Source organism: Amycolatopsis sp. NPDC051128 (assembly GCF_040682715.1).
GTDB lineage: Bacteria > Actinomycetota > Actinomycetes > Mycobacteriales > Pseudonocardiaceae > Amycolatopsis.
In genome coordinates this window covers 167,256-183,399 of the sequence record NZ_JBFBBN010000007.1, presented here as the reverse complement: position 1 = coordinate 183,399, position 16,144 = coordinate 167,256, and the positions used below count along the sequence as shown (strand labels likewise).

The following is a 16,144-nucleotide window of genomic DNA, read 5'->3' as shown; positions in this document are numbered from 1 at the left end:
TGCGGAATGGAGCACCCGGGGGGTCGCTCGACCGCCTCCGGGTGCCAGGGCATCCGGAAGTACGGCGCGATCGGATCTTCAGCGGTACGCGCCGTCAGGCGCGGCGGTCACGCTGCAGAGACTGACGCCCGTATGCGGGCATCCACAAAGTTCCCATGACCCCGGAACCTACAAGCCCGCGACGAGCCCTGCCACTGCTTTACGGCAGCAGCGTCACCGTGACCGACTTCGTCGGACCCACGTTGCCCGCCGCGTCGATGGACCGGTACTCGATCCGATGCCGGCCGTACCCCGGCTTCCGCTCCGAGAACGGCGACACCGTCAGCCCGCCCTCGCCCAGGTTGCCGTACGCCAGGCCGTCGATCTCCGTGCCGCGCGGGGTGAACAGATAGGGCGCGTCCGGGTTCGTCGGCCAGCCGTAGAACTTGTGCCAGCCGTCGCCGTCCACGCGGAACTCCGGCATTCCGTCCGGGGACTTCAAGCGCATCGTGAACGAGCCGTGGTACACGGAGCCCGCCGGCAGCTCCGCCGTGGTTTCCGGGCCGGTCGCGTCCACCGTCCAGCTCAACGTCGTGCCGCCGGTCGTCGCGGTGAGCGTGTGCGTTCCGCGGGACACGTCGAGGGCGTAGTCGGATCCGGTGCCGGCCACACGGCCGTCGAGCGACCACACGACCGCGGGGATCGAGCCGGTCGGCTCGCCGGTTTCGACGTAGACCACGTCGTGGCCGCCGACCGGGCGCGAAGTCGGCGTCGATGCCACCACCGCCGGTCCACCCGCGGGCGGTGTGACCACGGCCGTGTCGACCGTCCAGGTGCGGGTCGCCGTCGGACGGACCGCCGGGTCGCGGACGAACGGCGTCGGGTCGGTCACCGTCGCCGTCAAGGTGTGGCGACCGGGTCGCACGTGCGCGCGGCGCAGGTCGACCGCTTCCTGGCCGGGCAGCCGAGTGCCGTCGAGCGTCCACGTGACGTCCAGGCGGTGGCTCACCGGGTGCATCGTCCGCACCCACACGACGCGGTCGGCGCCGATCGTCCCGGCCGGGGTACCGCCGGCGACGAGCGGGACCTTCGCCGCGATCCGCTGCGTCATCCGTTCGCGGCCGACCTGGTCGAACGCGTAGCCGAGCGTCTTCATCATCGAGTGCCTGCTCGGCCGCCAGACGCCGGTCTGGGTGTACAGCCCGCCTTCGAAGCGGCCGACCGTGCCGCCGGACTCGCTGGGTTCGCCGAGCCAGCGCCACCACTTCGCGTGCTGGGCGCGCAGCTGCTGTTCGGTCAGCAGTGTGTGGTGGATCGAGTCCGGCTCGCCGCCCTCGTACGCGCCACCCGGGACGTTGCGGGCGTAGTAGTCGTACTCGTCGTCGAGGCCGCCGAGCGAGTGGCCGAGCTCGTGCGGCGAGATCAGCGCGGACAGCGCGTTGCCGCCGGACGCCGTCGCGTAGGTGCCACCCGCGCCGCCGTAGGTGGTGCTGTTGCCCAGTGCCAGGATCTGGCGGTTCGCGCGGGTCGTGCCGGGCACCAGGTCGGCGTACCGCTGGGCGGCCGCGTCGTCGACGGTCAGCAGCCGCTGGACGCTCGAAGCGTTGCAGCCGCCCCAGAAGCCCATGTTGAGCGGGGTGTCCCGGCGTGGCGCGTCGAGCGAGGGGTCACAGTCCACACCGGACTCAGGCGACGCGAGAGAAACGGCGTAGACGTTGAAGTAGCCGCGGTAGGACTTGAACGGCTCCAGCGACCAGAGCGTGCTGACGTGCCGCTGGACGTCGGCGAAGAACTTCGGCTGCTCGGCGGCGGTGTAGCCGTCCCCGAGGACGACGAGGTTGAACCGCTGCGCCACCGGCCCGGTGACCTGCACTTCGGTGACGGTGGCCGCCGGCTCGGCGGCGGACGCGGGTGTGGCGATCCCGAGTGAAACCACGAGCGCTGCGACGAACCCGGCCCACTTCCGCATGGCGGCACTCCCCTGGTCGGTGATCTTCCCGGTGTACCGCACGGGGAGCGTCGCCGGAACCGCCGGAAGTCGCCGGCTGCCGGGTATAGGTCGTTATACGCGCGTGAGCCGGTACCAGACCTCCGGCCGCCCCACCTGGCCGTAGTGCGGCTCGCGGTGGGCCATCCCGCTGTCCGCCAGGTACTCCAGGTACCGGCGGGCCGTGACGCGGGACGCGCCGATCGCGCTCGCCGCCGCGCCCGCCGACAGGCCTTCCGCGGCGCCGGAGAGCGCGTCGGTGATCGCTTCGAGCGTCTCGCCGCTCATGCCCTTCGGCAGCGGCGGCTGGTCGGTGGTGCGCAGCGCGCCGAGGGCCCGGTCGATCTCGGCCTGGCCGGTGACCTCGCCGGAGGCGTCGCGGAACTCGGCGTAGCGCTCGAGCTTTTCGCGCAGGGTCGCGAAGGTGAACGGCTTGAGCAGGTACTGCACCACGCCGACCGACACCGCGGCCTTCACCAGGCCGAGGTCGCGGGCCGACGTCACGGCGATGACGTCGATCGGCAGCCCGGCCGCGCGCAGCGAGCGGCAGACCGCCAGGCCGTGCGTGTCGGGCAGGTAGAAGTCCAGCAGCACCAGGTCGACCGGCTCGCGTTCGCAGAAGCGCAGGGCGTCGCCGCCGGAGTGGACCACCCCGGCCACCGAGAACCCCGGGAGCCGTTCGACGTAGACGCGGTGCGCCTCGGCGGCCACCGGCTCGTCCTCCACCACCAGCACCCGGATCACCGGTCCGCCTCCTGCCGCGGCAGGCGCACGGTGAACACCGCGCCGCCGTCCCGTCCGACGTCGACCGTACCGCCGTAGCGGCGCACGGCCTGCCCGACGAGCGCCAGCCCGAGGCCGTGGCCGTCCTCCGCCTTGGTCGACCAGCCGCGGCGGAACACGTCGGCGTCCTCCGGGATGCCGGGCCCGTTGTCGGCGACGCGCAGGAGCAGCCCGCCGTCCTCGGAGCGGGCGGTGACGACGACCGCCGGCTTGCCGCGGCCGCGCACGGCGGCGTCGAGGCCGTTGTCGATCAGGTTGCCGAGGATGGTCACCAGGTCGCGGGCCGCGATCCCGAGGCTCGCGTCGTCGATCACGGTGTCCGGCGTGACCGTCAGCTCGACACCGCGCTCGCTCGCCTCGGCGGCCTTGCCGAGCAGCAGCGCGGCGAGCACCGGCTCGGCGACGGCGGCGACGACGCGGTCGGTCAGCTGCTGGGCGAGCGCGAGCTCGGCGGTCGCGAACTCGACGGCCTGCTCGGGTTTGCCGATCTCGACGAGGGAGACGATGGTGTGCAGCCGGTTCGCCGCCTCGTGCGCCTGGGACCGCAGCGCCTCCGCGAGACCGCGGGCGGTGGTGAGCTCGCCGGTCAGCGTCTGCAGTTCCGTGTGGTCGCGCAGGACGACGACGGTGCCCTGCGCGCGGCCGCCCGAGCGGACGGCGGTCGTGCTGACCAGCAGGACGCGGGAGTCCGTCAGGTGCAGCTCTTCCGCACGGTTCTCGGCCGAGGTGAACGCCTGGGCCAGGCCCTCCGGCAGCCCCAGGGAGGCCAGCTCGCGCCCGACGGGGTCGGCGTCGAGGCCGAGGAGGGTCCGGGCGCCGTCGTTGCAGAGCCCGATCCGCCCGTCCCGGCCGACGAGCAGCACGCCTTCGCGGACCGAATGCAGCACGGCCTCGTGGTACTCGAAGAGGTTGCTCAGCTCGTCCGGCGCGAACCCGCGGGTCTGGCGCCGCAGCCGGGCGCTGATCAGCCAGCCGCCCAGTGCGCCGACCAGCAGCACCGCGCCGGCGACGCCGAACAGCGGCCGCAGCCGTTCGCGCAGCTCGGCGGAGATCGCCGCGACGGTGATCCCGACCGCGACCAGCGCGACCACCCGGTGGCCGGCGCCGAACACCGGCACGACCGTGCGCTTCGACGGGCCGAGCGAGCCGGTGTAGGTCTCGGTGACCCGTTCGCCGCGCTGCGCCTTGGCGATGTTCCCGATGTAGGGCCGGCCGATCAGCGCCGGGGTCGGGTGGGTGTACCGGATCCCGGCCGGGCTCATGATCGTGATGAAGTCGACGCCGGTGTCGATCTTCACCCGCTCCGCGAACGGCTGCAGCGTCACGCTCGGGTTCGGCGTGGTCACCGCGGCGATGACGCTCGGCGCATCGGCCACCGTCGCGGCGACCGCGTGGACCTGGTCGACGGCGTTCTCGTCGACCGCCCGCTGAGCGTCGAGGTAGGCGAAAGTGATCCCGGCGCCGGCCAGCACGCAGAGCACCACCAGCTGCAGGACGAGCAGCTGGCGGGCGAGGCTCCAGTGGGACCGCACCGTCGGGGGCACCTCCTCATATCAGCACACGCGTTTCCCGGGGTGTCCGAAGGGGACGGTGCGATCGTCACACGAACTCAATGAACACAAGTGAGCCGGGTCACCGAACTGCGCCTACAGTGTGCCGCAACCTGGAACACCCCCGAGCTGGAGGCAACGGTGCCTACACCGACCCCCGACGTGGCCACTGCCACACCGCGCCGCGACAAGACCCGCTACCTCTACCTGGCCGTGATCGTCGCGGTCGCCCTGGGTATCGCGGTCGGCTTTCTCTTCCCCGGCTTCGCCAAGGGCCTGAAGCCGCTGGGCGACGGTTTCGTCAACCTCATCAAGATGATGATCTCGCCGATCATCTTCTGCACCATCGTGATCGGCGTCGGCTCCGTCGCCAAGGCGGCGAAGGTCGGCAAGATCGGCCTGATGGCGCTGGTCTACTTCATCGCGATGTCGACCTTCGCGCTGGCGATCGGCCTGATCGTGGGCAACCTGCTGCACCCCGGCAGCGGGCTGCACCTGAACCCCGCCGACGTGAAGAGCGCCCAGAAGTCGGCCACCGCCGCCGCCGGTCCGGTCGAATTCGCGTTGAGCATCATCCCGAAGACGCTCGTCTCGGCGTTCACCGAAGGCCAGGTGCTGCAGACGCTGCTGGTCGCGCTGCTCGTCGGCTTCGCGCTGCAGAAGCTCGGCCCGAAGGGCGCGCCGATCCTACGCGGCATCGAGAGCATCCAGCGGCTGGTGTTCCGGATCCTGGCGATGATCATGTGGGCCGCCCCGGTCGGCGCGTTCGGCGCCATCGCCGCGGTGGTCGGCGCGACCGGGCTCAACGCGTTGAAGAGCCTCGCGGTGATCATGATCGGTTTCTACCTGACCTGCCTGGTGTTCGTCTTCGGCATCCTCGGCCTGGTGCTGTGGGCCGGCGCGCGGGTGAACATCCTGAAGCTGCTCAACTACCTGCGCCGCGAGTTCCTGCTGATCCTGTCGACGTCGTCGTCGGAGTCGGCGCTGCCGCGGCTGATCGCGAAGATGGAGCACCTCGGGGTCGGCAAGTCGGTCGTCGGCATCACCGTGCCGACCGGGTACTCGTTCAACCTGGACGGCACCGCGATCTACCTGACCATGGCGACGCTGTTCATCGCCTCCGCCCAGGACGCGCCGCTGTCGATCGGTTCGCAGATCGTCCTGCTGCTGTTCATGATCATCGCTTCGAAGGGCGCGGCCGGCGTCAGCGGCTCGGGCATCGCGGTGCTCGCCAGCGGCCTGCAGTCGCACCGGCCCGACCTGGTCAACGGCGTCGGCTTCATCCTCGGCATCGACCGGTTCATGTCGGAAGCCCGGGCGCTGACCAACTTCGCCGGCAACGCCGTCGCGACCGTCCTCATCGGAAACTGGACGAAGGAGTTCGACCGCGAGCAGGCGCAACGGGTCTTCGCCGGCGACGAGCCGTTCGACGAAGCCACGATGCTCGACGAACACGAAACGGCGAAACCCGAGCCGGAGGGCGAAAAGGTCCCGGTTTGATCCCTGACGTTCGTGCTCACTGCCCCCGCTGAGCACGAACCATCACGGGCCGCGGTGCGAGTGTTCCCCGACCTCGCGCCGCGGCCCGTTCCACGCCGAAGCGGCACTTTCACGTGAAAGTGCCGCTTTTCGCGTTTCAGCAGGCGGCGTGGCCGTCGTAGACGACGCGCGCGGCCGTGATGTCCTCGCGGTGCCGCTCCGCCCAGCCGAGCAGGCCGTTCAGCGACTGGTACAGCTCCTTCGCCATCGCGGTGGCCTCGTACTCCACGCGCGGCGGGACGGTCGGGTAGATCGTGCGGGCCAGCAGGCCGTCGCGCTCGAGGTTGCGCAGGGTCAGCGTCAGCATCCGGCGGCTGATCCCCTCGACCGCGCGCTCCAGCTCGGTGAACCGCACCGGGCCCCGCGTGGCCTCCAGGAGGATGCCGATCGCCCATTTGCCGCTGATCCGGTTGATGACCTCGAGCACTGTGCAGACGTCGAGTTTTTCCGGATCGATCTCGGTGACCTGGACAGGTACATCGATGTTCCCCTGGGACATGAAAGTGCCTCCTTCACGGCGCACTCATGGTCACACATGATGGGCACTGTTACAAGAAGTGCCCTGGCGACGACCAGGGGAACTCTCGACTGGAGGGGCCTGACATGGCCGAGAACCACCCCACCCGCTCCCGCGGCCTCGCGTTGGCGGTGCTGTGCGCCGCCTCGCTGATGGTCGTGCTCGACAGCAGCATCGTCGCGGTGGCACTGCCCGCCATCCAGGCCGACCTCGGCTTCACGCCCGCCGGGCTCGCCTGGGTCGTGACCGCCTACCTGGTCGCGTTCGGCGGCCTGCTCCTGATCTCCGGCCGGCTCGGCGACCTGCTCGGCCGCCGCCGCGTCTTCCTCGGCGGGCTCGGCCTGTTCACCTTCGCCTCCCTGGTCGCGGGCCTGGCCACGGACGCGGGCGTCCTGGTCGTGTCACGGTTCGCCCAGGGCGTCGGCGGCGCGCTCGCGTCGGCCGTGGTGCTCGGCATGATCGTCACGATGTACCCCGAGCCGCGGGCCCGGGCGAAGGCGATCGGTGTGTACAGCTTCACGCAGGCCGCGGGCGCGTCCATCGGGCTCATCGCGGGCGGCGCGCTCACCCAGGCGCTGAACTGGCACTGGACGTTCTACGTCAACCTGCCGATCGGCGTGGCCGCGCTGCTGCTGGCCGTCCGGGTGATCGAAGCGGACCGCGGCACCGGGCTGCGGGCGGGCCTGGACGTGCTCGGGGCGGTTCTCGTCACCGCCGCCGTGATGCTCGGCGTGTACGCGATCTCGGACGCGCGCTGGGGCGCGCTGGCCGCGGCCGCCGTCCTGCTGGCCGCGTTCGTGGTGCGGCAGGCGAAGGCCCGCACGCCGCTGCTGCCGCTGCGGCTGTTCCGGATCCGCGCGGTCACCGGCGCCAACCTGGTGATGGTGCTGATGGTCGCCGGGATGCTCGGCTTCCAGTTCGTCACCGCGTTGTACCTGCAGCAGGTCTTGGGCCTCGACGCGCTGGGCACCGGCGTCGCGTTCCTGCCGGTGCCGGCGGTGATCGCGGTGGCGTCGCTGGGTTTCGCGGACAAGCTCGCCTCGCGGTTCGGGCCGCGGGCGATGCTGCTGTCCGGGCTCGGCCTGGTGATCGTGGGCCTGCTGCTGCTCACCCGCGTCGCGGTGGACGGTGGCTACTTCACCGACGTCCTGCCGCCGCTGCTGGTGATGGGGCTCGGCGCCGGCGTGGCCATCCCGGCGCTGATGGGGCTGGCGATGTCGGACGTCGCCGCGGAGGACGCCGGCGTCGCGTCGGGCCTGATCAACACGACCCAGCAGGTCGGCGCGGCGGTCGGCACGGCGGTGCTGGCCGCGGCCGCCGCCGCCCGCACGGCGAGCCTCGGGCCGGTGGACCACCGCGAGGCACTGGCGGCCGGGTTCCGGCTGGCGTACGGGATCAGCGCGGGCTTCCTGATCGCGGCGGTCACACTCGGTGCCCTGGTGCTGGCCCGCCGCCCCCGCCCGGTCACGGTGCCCGCGGCTCCCGCCTCTGAGCCGGAGCTGTGCATCGCCGATCACGCGTGACCCGGCCCGTAACTCGCGTGATCAGAGCCGTAACTCGCGTGATTGGAGCCGTAACTCGCGAGTTCCGGCCTCAATCACGCGGGTTCCGGCCTCAATCACGCAAGTTACGGCCTTGATCACGTGAGGTAGGCCGAGAGGCCACGGTGGCCCCGCCGCATCATCAGCGCGTGGTTCACGCGGAAGAGCGGCCGGGCCACCGCGTCGAAGCGCCGCAGCAGCTCTTTCCGGGCCTGGACGTCCTGGGTGATTTCCAGCAGCGTGCCCGCGCCCGCCGCGCGGACCGCTCCGGCCAGTGTCCCGTCGAGATCGCCGCTGAGCCTGACCCGCATCAGGCCCGTGCGCTCGTCCTGGTGGTCCCGGTGCATCCGGACGACGAGCCGGAACGGCAGCCGGGACCGGCAAACCAGCTCGGCGGTGTCGTCGTCCACGCGGCGCACCGCGCGGACGTCCGACCACCACCGCGGGTAGCCGGCGAGGTCGGTGACCACGTCGAACACCCGCCGGGGCGCGGTTCCCGGCAGCAGCCACGTGCTGCGGAACCGGTAGCGCGCACCCGTCATGCTCATCAAACCTGGGCCGAGACCAGCTTCCGGCCGTCGACCGTGACGATGTCGATCGACTTCACATCGTCGGGGGCGACCAGTGCCGACCCGTCGAGGTTGAAACCCTGGCTCTCCCACTTCTCGGACACCTGCCAGCTGCCGGCGGTCACCGCTTTGCCGTCCTTGGTCACCACCTGGAGCAGGCACTTCTCCCCGGCTTTGACGCCCTTCACGCTGACGTCCGTCTTGACCCAGCCCTGGAACGGGGTGATCGACGCGGCCAGTTGCACACCGGTCGTCGGATCCCGGCCTTCGACCGTCTTCGTGCCGGGCACGTTCGACGGCGGCGCGGGGATGGGGAGCGCGGTGTCCGTGGAACTCGTCTGCCGTCCCACCAGGATCCCGCCACCGAGCGCGGCCACCACCAGCACCGCCGCCGCGACCAGGGCCAGGCCCCGGCGTGACGTCGAGCGGGCCGGCGCCAGCGTCTCCTCTTCGTCGCGCACCCGGCGCAGGGTCTTCTGCAGCAGCAGATCCCCGCCCTCGGGCGGCCCGTCGAGGAACGCCTCGGGCGGCACCTCGTCGAGCGACTCGCGCAACGCCACGAGTTCGTTCAGGTCGAACCGGCACTGAGCGCAGGTCTGCAGGTGCCGTCGTTCGAAGTCGGCCGCCTCGCCCGGGTCGAGCGCCCCGAGGGCGTACGCGCCGAGCTGCGTGTGACTTTCGTCGACCGAGTTCATCGCGCCACCTCCGTTCCGCTCGAGATCATCTGGGCTCTGAGAGCCCTGAGTGCGTAGTACGACCTTGATTTCACGGTACCCGGTGCGACGCCCAGTGTTCTCGCCGCTTCGGCCACCGTCCGTCCCCGGTAGTAGATCTCCACCAGGACCTCTCGATGTTCGTTCGAAAGGCCGTCCATCGCGCCGAGCACGGTCATCGAGTCGACCACGCCCTGGGCGTGGTCGCGCTCGACGGCCGGGGTCGGCGCGCCGTCGGCCGGTTCGGCCACCTCCTGTGGCCGGGCCGCCCGGGCACGTGCCCGGTCGGTGACCAGGTTGCGCGCGACGGTCAGCAACCAGCCGCGCACCGAGCCTTTCCCGTCGTTCTGCAGATCGTCCGCGTGTTTCCAAGCACGGACGAGCGTCTCCTGGACCACGTCCTCGGCTGCCGCCCGATCCCCGGTCAGCCTCGTCGCGTAGGCCAGCAGGCTTCGCCCGTGTTCGGCGTACAGCTGCCGAATCAGGTCTTCGCCTTTGGCCTTCTTAGGCCGCCTGCCTCCTATGGCCACCCTCGTCCTCCCGACGGTGTTCTGAGTCGTCGAGGACAGTAGTGCAACCCTCAGCTCCACCGGCGGTGCGTGCGCCGAGCGCAGCGCGACCATGGTGTTCATCGGCTGCCCGTCCTTCCTCGTTCTGCCCGGAAACCGTCGTCTGTCAGGACCCTGCGCCGCCGGCCTTGCCGCCCGCGGTGATCTTGCTGCCGTCGGGCGCCACGGCGAACCACGCGCCGTTGGCGCCCTGGCCGTTCATGTCACCCGCGACCTTGTCGCCCGCGAACTCGTACAGTGGCCAGCCGTTGAGCGTGATCTGCTTGCTGCCGTCCTTGCGGGTCGCCGTGCCGACCTGGGTGTCCTGGATGCCCTTGAGCATCGGCGTGGCCACCCCGGCCAGCATCGGCTGCCAGGACTTCGTGCAGTCGCCGTCGCAGTTCGACGTCGGCGGCTGGGAGATGTCCTTGTCGAACCGGTAGAGCGTCTTCCCGTCGGCGTCGGTGACCACCGAGCCGACGCCGTTGACCGTGCCGACCTGGAGCATCTTGTGCCCCGGTTCCCCGTGTTGCGGTCCTTGGGCGCCGTCGGCCATCCCACCGCAGGCGGACAACGAGGCGACGGCGACAAGCGCCAACGCGCTGACGACCACCGGCCGGATACGGTTCATGACGTTCTCTCCTCGGTGAGGGCGGCTCCGCCATCCGGCGGACCTCGACATCCAGAACACGACGGCAGGCGCGAAACGGTTCAGCCCGGTTTTCGCGCCATTCGGTGCCGGTTCGCCGCCGGATTGGTGTGCCCCGGTGATCGGCACGATCTTGTCGCCGTGCGGGCGGCTTCCTAAGCTGCTCACGTCCGCACCTCCGCCCCGTCCGTTCCGGGAGGCCGCCGTGCCCGGCAGACCCTCGTCCTGGTCGCGCTGCTGGCCGCGGGCTGTTCGACGGCGCGGGCCACCGCGTCGACTACGCCAACGACCCGGCCGGCCCGTGGACGACGCTGCGGTTCCTGCCGCCGCACGTGACGAGCTACCACCACCCGGGCCTGATCCCGGAGACGCCGTTCTACTACCGGGAACAGCCGTTCACCGGTCCGCTCTCGACGGACCTGAAAAAGCAGGTGACGGGCGGCACGGTGTCGTTCACGTGGACCGACCGCACGCCGGACGAGGCCGGCTTCCTGCTGGAGATCCGGCATCCGGGCGCGGCGGAGTTCGACCCGGTCCTGGTGACCGGGCCGGACATCGGGGAGTGCTCGCTTTCGCTGCTGCCCGGCGAAGAGGGCTCGGCCTACCGGCTCCGGACGCTGTACTACGGCCCGCTCTCCCCGGTGGCCCACCAGACCACCGGGAAGGAGCGGTAGCCGCTACTCGGCCTGGAGGACCGTCTTCAGGAACTCACCGGTGTAGCTGCCCTCGACCCCGGCGACGTGCTCGGGCGAGCCCTCGGCCACGATCGTGCCGCCGCCCGAACCGCCCTCGGGGCCCATGTCGATGATCCAGTCGGACGTCTTGATCACGTCGAGGTTGTGCTCGATCACGATCACCGTGTTGCCCTTGTCGACCAGGCCGTTGATCACGCCGATCAGCTTGCTGATGTCCTCGAAGTGCAGGCCGGTCGTGGGCTCGTCCAGGATGTACACCGTCTTGCCGGTCGAGCGCTTCTGCAGCTCGCTCGCCAGCTTGACGCGCTGCGCCTCGCCGCCGGACAGCGTGGGCGCGGGCTGGCCGAGCCGGACGTAGCCGAGGCCGACGTCCACCAGCGTCTGCAGGTGCCGGTGGATCGCCTTGATCGGCTCGAAGAACTCCGCCGCCTCCTCGATGGGCATGTCGAGCACGTCCGCGACAGTCTTGCCCTTGTAGTGCACTTCGAGGGTTTCCCGGTTGTACCGCGCGCCCTTGCAGACCTCGCACGGGACGTAGACGTCCGGCAGGAAGTTCATCTCGATCTTGATCGTGCCGTCGCCGGCGCACGCCTCGCAGCGGCCGCCCTTGACGTTGAACGAGAACCGGCCCTGCTGGTAGCCGCGCACCTTCGCCTCGGTGGTCGCGGCGAACAGCTTGCGCACGTGATCCCAGACACCGGTGTAGGTGGCCGCGTTGGACCGCGGGGTCCGCCCGATCGGCGACTGGTCGACGCGCACCAGCTTGTCGACGTGGCCCAGCCCGTTGACCCGGGTGTGCCGGCCCGGCACCTGACGGGCGCCGTTGAGCTTGTTCGCCAGCACCATCGCGAGGATGTCGTTCACCAGCGTCGACTTGCCCGAGCCGGAGACGCCGGTGACCGAGACCAGGCAGCCGAGCGGGAACGAGACGTCCAGCCCACGCAGGTTGTGCTCGCGCGCGCCGACCACGGTCAGCTGCCGCTTCTTGTCGATCGGCCGCCGGATCGCCGGGATCTCGATCTTCCGGCGGCCCGACAGGTAGGCGCCGGTGAGCGATTCCTTGCTCTTCAGCAGCTTCTTGTACGGTCCACTGTGGACGATGTGGCCACCGTGCTCGCCCGCGCCGGGGCCGATGTCGACCACCCAGTCGCTGGAGCGGATGGTGTCCTCGTCGTGCTCGACGACGATCAGCGTGTTGCCCAGGTTCCGCAGCCGGGTCAGCGTCTCGATCAGCCGGTGGTTGTCGCGCTGGTGCAGCCCGATCGACGGCTCGTCGAGCACGTACAGCACGCCCACGAGACCCGAGCCGATCTGGGTGGCGAGCCGGATCCGCTGCGCCTCGCCGCCCGACAGCGTCGCCGACGCCCGGTCGAGCGAGAGGTACGTGAGGCCGACGTCGAGCAGGAAGCGCAGGCGGGCCTGGATCTCCTTGAGCACCGCGCCGGCGATCATCGCCTCGCGCTGCCCCAGCTCCAGCTCGTCGAGGAACTGCGACGCCTCCGCGATGGACAGCGCGCAGACCTCGGCGATCGACATGTCGCCGCGGGTCCGGTGCTGCAGCGTGACGGCGAGGATCTCCGGCTTGAGCCGGGTGCCCTGGCAGGCCGGGCACGGCACCTCGCGCATGTAGCCCTCGTACCGCTCGCGCATGTACTCGGACTCGGTCTGCTCCTGGCGCCGCTCGAGGAACGGGATGACGCCCTCGAAGTTCGCGTAGTACGACCGCTGGCGGCCGTAGCGGTTCTTGTAGCGGACGTGCACCTGCTCGTCGACGCCGTGCAGGACCGCCTTCTGGGCGCGCGCGGGCAGCTTGCGCCACGGCGTGTCCATCCGGAAGCCGATGGTCTCCGACAGCGACTCCAGCAGCCGGACGAAGTAGTCGGCGCTCTGCCCACCCGACCACGGCGCGATCGCGCCTTCGGCCAGCGACAGCTCGTCGTCCGGCACCACCAGCTCCGGGTCGACCTCCTTGCGGATGCCGATGCCGGTGCACTCGGGGCAGGCGCCGTAGGGCGAGTTGAAGGAGAACGAGCGGGGCTCGAGGTCCTCGATCGCGAGGGGGTGGCCGTTGGGGCAGGCGAGGTTCTCGGAGAAGCCGCGGATCCGGTGCGGATCGTTGTCCGGCAGGTCGACGAAATCGAGCTCGATCAGGCCGTCGGCCAGCCGCAGCGCCGTCTCGACCGAGTCGGTCAGCCGCTGGCGCGAGCTCGACTTCACGCTCAGGCGGTCGATGACCACGCTGATCTGGTGCTTCTCCTGCTTCTTCAGCTTCGGCGGGTCGGTGAGCGCGTGCACCGTGCCGTCGACGACCACGCGCGCGTACCCCTGCTGCTGCAGGTTCTCGAACAGGTCGACGTACTCGCCCTTGCGCCCGCGCACCACCGGCGCGAGCACCTGGAACCGGATGCCTTCGTCCATCTCCAGCACCTGGTCGACGATCTGCTGCGGGGTCTGCTTGCTGATCGCCTCGCCGCACTTCGGGCAGTGCGCCTTGCCGGCGCGGGCGTAGAGCAGGCGCAGGTAGTCGTAGACCTCGGTGATCGTGCCCACGGTCGACCGCGGGTTGCGCGAGGTGGACTTCTGGTCGATCGACACCGCGGGCGAGAGGCCTTCGATGAAGTCGACGTCCGGCTTGTCCATCTGCCCGAGGAACTGGCGGGCGTACGCCGACAGCGACTCTACGTAGCGGCGCTGCCCCTCGGCGAAGATGGTGTCGAAGGCGAGGCTCGACTTGCCAGACCCGGACAGGCCGGTGAACACGATCAGGCTGTCGCGGGGCAGGTCGAGATCCACGCCGCGGAGGTTGTGCTCGCGGGCGCCGCGAACAACGAGGCGATCAGCCACGCCAGGGTCCCTTCAATGTCATTCTCAGCTGCGGTCGCCGACCCGATCAGTGCTACCTCAAACTGGCTGCACGGGTGGCCGCGTTCATGCTACGAGCCACCACCGACAGAAACGGGTTCCGCGTCCGTGACCTGCGGTTCTTCCGGCTTTCGGCGCCGGTCCCGGCGGGCGGTGAGCCACCGGTGGACCGGCCGTTCCACTCCCGCGGTGATCGCCCAGCCTCCGAGCACGGCGGCGGCGGCGACCGCGGGGAGCCGCAGCCAGCCGGGGACACCGATGTTCAGGAGCGCGCGGGCCAGGATGTAGCCCAGTTCCTGGTGCACCAGATAGAGACCATACGAGATGCCCGCGAGCCAGGTGACGGCCGGGGCGATCCGCGGCAGCCCGGGGAACCGCCAGTCGGGGCCGCGGGCGGCCAGGCAGACCAGCAGGAGCAGCACGGCGAACCCGATCGTGGACGGCCAGCGCTCGGCGTCCTGCGGCAGCGCCCGGTGGAACGGGAAGACCTGCAGGTCCTGCGCGGCGACGGCGGCGAGCACGAACAGCGCGGCGTGCCACGTCTCGAGGCGGTGCCGCGCCCACAGCCAGATCGCGACGCCGATGGCGAAGACATGGGTGCGCTGCAGGCCGAGGCCGTAGAAGACCGAGTCGACGACCTTCTGGTGCGTGCTGGGCTCCAGTGACGGCGGGAAGAGCGCGAACCGCAGGACCAGCGGACCCAGGACCAGCGCCCACAGGAGGCCGACGGTCACCCGGTGCGTGCGCCAGGCGCGCGGCCACAGCAGCGCGGCGGCGGCGAAGGCCATCAGCTGCACCGGGAGCGTCCAGTAGGAGCCGTCGAGGTAGTAGAACGTCTCGAAGCGCCAGCCCCACTCCTGGACCATGCCCAGGTTGGCGAGCAGGTCGAGCCGGGTGGGGATGTACCAGGGCGACGGGTCCCCCGGCAGCCCCTGCGGCACGCCGAACAGGAAGCCCTCCAGGCCCGGCGGGAACGGCAGCCCGCTGAAGCGGACGGCGGCGTACCGGGTCACGAGGTAGGTGGCGAGCACCGCGGCGAAGTAGGCGGGCACGAGCCGCGCGACCCGGTTCCACAGCCATCGGCGCGGATTGCCCTTGCGGAGGCTCGCGCAGACGAAGAACGCGGAGATCACCAGCAGGATCGCCGCGCCGAACTGCGCGGTCACCCGGAAGGGGTAACCCGTCAGCTCGGGGTGCAGCAGCGCGCCCTGGTGGGTGACGTGCCCGAGGATCACCGCGAAGACGGCGACGACGCGGAGGATGTCCCAGCTGATCCGGCGCGGCGCTGTCGGGGTGGTGGGCACGATCTTCCTGGGGTCGGCTGGCGGGTCGCCGTGAGCCTACGTGGCGGGGTGAGCGGGCGCTTGTGCGGGTGGAACCGCTTGGAGCGAAACGACTACCGTGTGCACGGTGAACATCGTGGAGACCTACACCGGGCACGTCGACCCGGGTGGCGACGCCGCCCGGCGGACCCTGGACGCGCTGACCATCACCAAGCTGTCCGTCGGCCCGATGGACAACAACACGTACCTGCTGGTGTGCCGGGAGTCGCAAGAGGCGCTGCTGATCGACGCGGCGAACGACCCGGAGCGCATCTCCGACCTGATCGGCCACGGCCCGGACCGCCCGGCGCTGCGCACGATCGTCACCACCCACCAGCACCAGGACCACTGGCAGGCGCTGGGCGCGGTGGCGGGCGCGAACGGCTCCAACACGGCGGCTCATCCCTTGGACGCTCCGCCGCTGCCGGTGCCGCCGGACTTCCTGGTGGAGCACGGCGACACGCTGTCGGTGGGCCAGGTCACCCTCTCGGTGATCCACCTGCGGGGGCACACGCCGGGGTCGATCGCGCTGCTTTACCGGGACCCGTCCGGCCACCCGCACCTCTTCACGGGGGACTCGCTGTTCCCGGGTGGGGTGGGCAAGACGGGTTCGCCGGAGGACTTCACGTCACTGCTGGACGACGTCGAGTCGCGGATCTTCGGGGAACTGCCGGACGAGACGTGGTTCTACCCGGGCCACGGCGACGACTCGACGCTGGGAGCGGAACGGCCGAAGCTGAAGGAGTGGCGCGAGCGCGGCTGGTGACCGGCACGTCCGAGCGGCAGCCTTCAGGCATGCCATCCGGCTCCCGGCCAGATGACCGTGGGGTGCGCGACCATCAGACCACGGGTTGACCGTCGAGATGACCACCACGTACCCGACCAGATGA

Annotated in this window: 14 protein-coding genes; 4 read left to right on the top strand and 10 right to left on the bottom strand. The window is 70.6% G+C overall.

What is annotated here, in order from left to right; all coding sequences use genetic code 11:
- Positions 1 to 199: 199 nt before the first annotated feature.
- From AB0M82_RS10995 to AB0M82_RS10985, 3 genes are all read right to left on the bottom strand, one after another.
- Complete coding sequence (locus tag AB0M82_RS10995) at positions 200 to 1,948, bottom strand: M64 family metallopeptidase (protein ID WP_364719843.1); 1,749 nt, start codon at positions 1,946 to 1,948, stop codon at positions 200 to 202.
- A 93-nt stretch (positions 1,949 to 2,041) separates the two neighbouring features.
- A complete protein-coding gene (locus tag AB0M82_RS10990) occupies positions 2,042 to 2,710 on the bottom strand; it encodes a response regulator (protein WP_364719840.1) in 669 nt (222 codons plus the stop codon).
- Positions 2,707 to 4,281, bottom strand: a complete 1,575-nt coding sequence (locus AB0M82_RS10985) for a sensor histidine kinase (RefSeq protein ID WP_364719838.1) — start codon at positions 4,279 to 4,281, stop codon at positions 2,707 to 2,709. Before AB0M82_RS10985 ends, AB0M82_RS10990 begins: the two co-directional genes overlap by 4 nt.
- 159 nt (positions 4,282 to 4,440) lie before the next feature.
- On the opposite strand from AB0M82_RS10985, the gene AB0M82_RS10980 reads away from it, so the two are divergent.
- Positions 4,441 to 5,799 carry a cation:dicarboxylase symporter family transporter gene (locus AB0M82_RS10980; RefSeq protein WP_364719835.1) on the top strand — a complete coding sequence of 453 codons (1,359 nt, stop codon included), beginning with the start codon at positions 4,441 to 4,443 and terminating at the stop codon, positions 5,797 to 5,799.
- A gap of 136 nt (positions 5,800 to 5,935) precedes the next feature.
- Here the strand turns inward: AB0M82_RS10980 and AB0M82_RS10975 are convergent, their stop codons facing one another.
- A complete protein-coding gene (locus tag AB0M82_RS10975; RefSeq protein ID WP_364719832.1) occupies positions 5,936 to 6,337 on the bottom strand; it encodes a helix-turn-helix domain-containing protein in 402 nt (133 codons plus the stop codon).
- A 104-nt stretch (positions 6,338 to 6,441) separates the two neighbouring features.
- On the opposite strand from AB0M82_RS10975, the gene AB0M82_RS10970 reads away from it, so the two are divergent.
- Positions 6,442 to 7,878, top strand: a complete 1,437-nt coding sequence (locus AB0M82_RS10970; protein WP_364719829.1) for an MFS transporter — start codon at positions 6,442 to 6,444, stop codon at positions 7,876 to 7,878.
- Between the two features lie 116 nt (positions 7,879 to 7,994).
- Here the strand turns inward: AB0M82_RS10970 and AB0M82_RS10965 are convergent, their stop codons facing one another.
- The 4 genes from AB0M82_RS10965 to AB0M82_RS10950 form a co-directional block, all read right to left on the bottom strand.
- Positions 7,995 to 8,438, bottom strand: a complete 444-nt coding sequence (locus AB0M82_RS10965) for an SRPBCC family protein (RefSeq protein ID WP_364719959.1) — start codon at positions 8,436 to 8,438, stop codon at positions 7,995 to 7,997.
- Positions 8,439 to 8,443: 5 nt separating this feature from the next.
- A complete protein-coding gene (locus AB0M82_RS10960) occupies positions 8,444 to 9,160 on the bottom strand; it encodes a zf-HC2 domain-containing protein (protein ID WP_364719827.1) in 717 nt (238 codons plus the stop codon).
- Positions 9,157 to 9,708 (bottom strand): sigma-70 family RNA polymerase sigma factor, encoded by a 552-nt coding sequence (locus AB0M82_RS10955; protein WP_364719956.1) that lies wholly within the window; start codon positions 9,706 to 9,708, stop codon positions 9,157 to 9,159. Before AB0M82_RS10955 ends, AB0M82_RS10960 begins: the two co-directional genes overlap by 4 nt.
- Before the next feature lie 145 nt (positions 9,709 to 9,853).
- Entirely contained in the window at positions 9,854 to 10,357 is a 504-nt protein-coding gene (locus tag AB0M82_RS10950; RefSeq protein ID WP_364719825.1) for a hypothetical protein, read from the bottom strand.
- Between the two features lie 350 nt (positions 10,358 to 10,707).
- Between AB0M82_RS10950 and AB0M82_RS10945 the strand changes: the two genes are divergently transcribed.
- Entirely contained in the window at positions 10,708 to 11,049 is a 342-nt protein-coding gene (locus AB0M82_RS10945; RefSeq protein WP_364719822.1) for a hypothetical protein, read from the top strand.
- A 3-nt stretch (positions 11,050 to 11,052) separates the two neighbouring features.
- On the opposite strand, the gene uvrA is transcribed toward AB0M82_RS10945, so the two are convergent.
- Together uvrA and AB0M82_RS10935 are read right to left on the bottom strand one after the other, a co-directional pair.
- Entirely contained in the window at positions 11,053 to 13,914 is a 2,862-nt protein-coding gene (gene uvrA / locus AB0M82_RS10940) for an excinuclease ABC subunit UvrA (protein WP_364719820.1), read from the bottom strand.
- Positions 13,915 to 14,003: 89 nt separating this feature from the next.
- Complete coding sequence (locus AB0M82_RS10935; protein WP_364719817.1) at positions 14,004 to 15,236, bottom strand: acyltransferase; 1,233 nt, start codon at positions 15,234 to 15,236, stop codon at positions 14,004 to 14,006.
- A 106-nt stretch (positions 15,237 to 15,342) separates the two neighbouring features.
- On the opposite strand from AB0M82_RS10935, the gene AB0M82_RS10930 reads away from it, so the two are divergent.
- Positions 15,343 to 16,020 (top strand): MBL fold metallo-hydrolase, encoded by a 678-nt coding sequence (locus AB0M82_RS10930; protein WP_364719815.1) that lies wholly within the window; start codon positions 15,343 to 15,345, stop codon positions 16,018 to 16,020.
- Positions 16,021 to 16,144 lie beyond the last annotated feature (124 nt).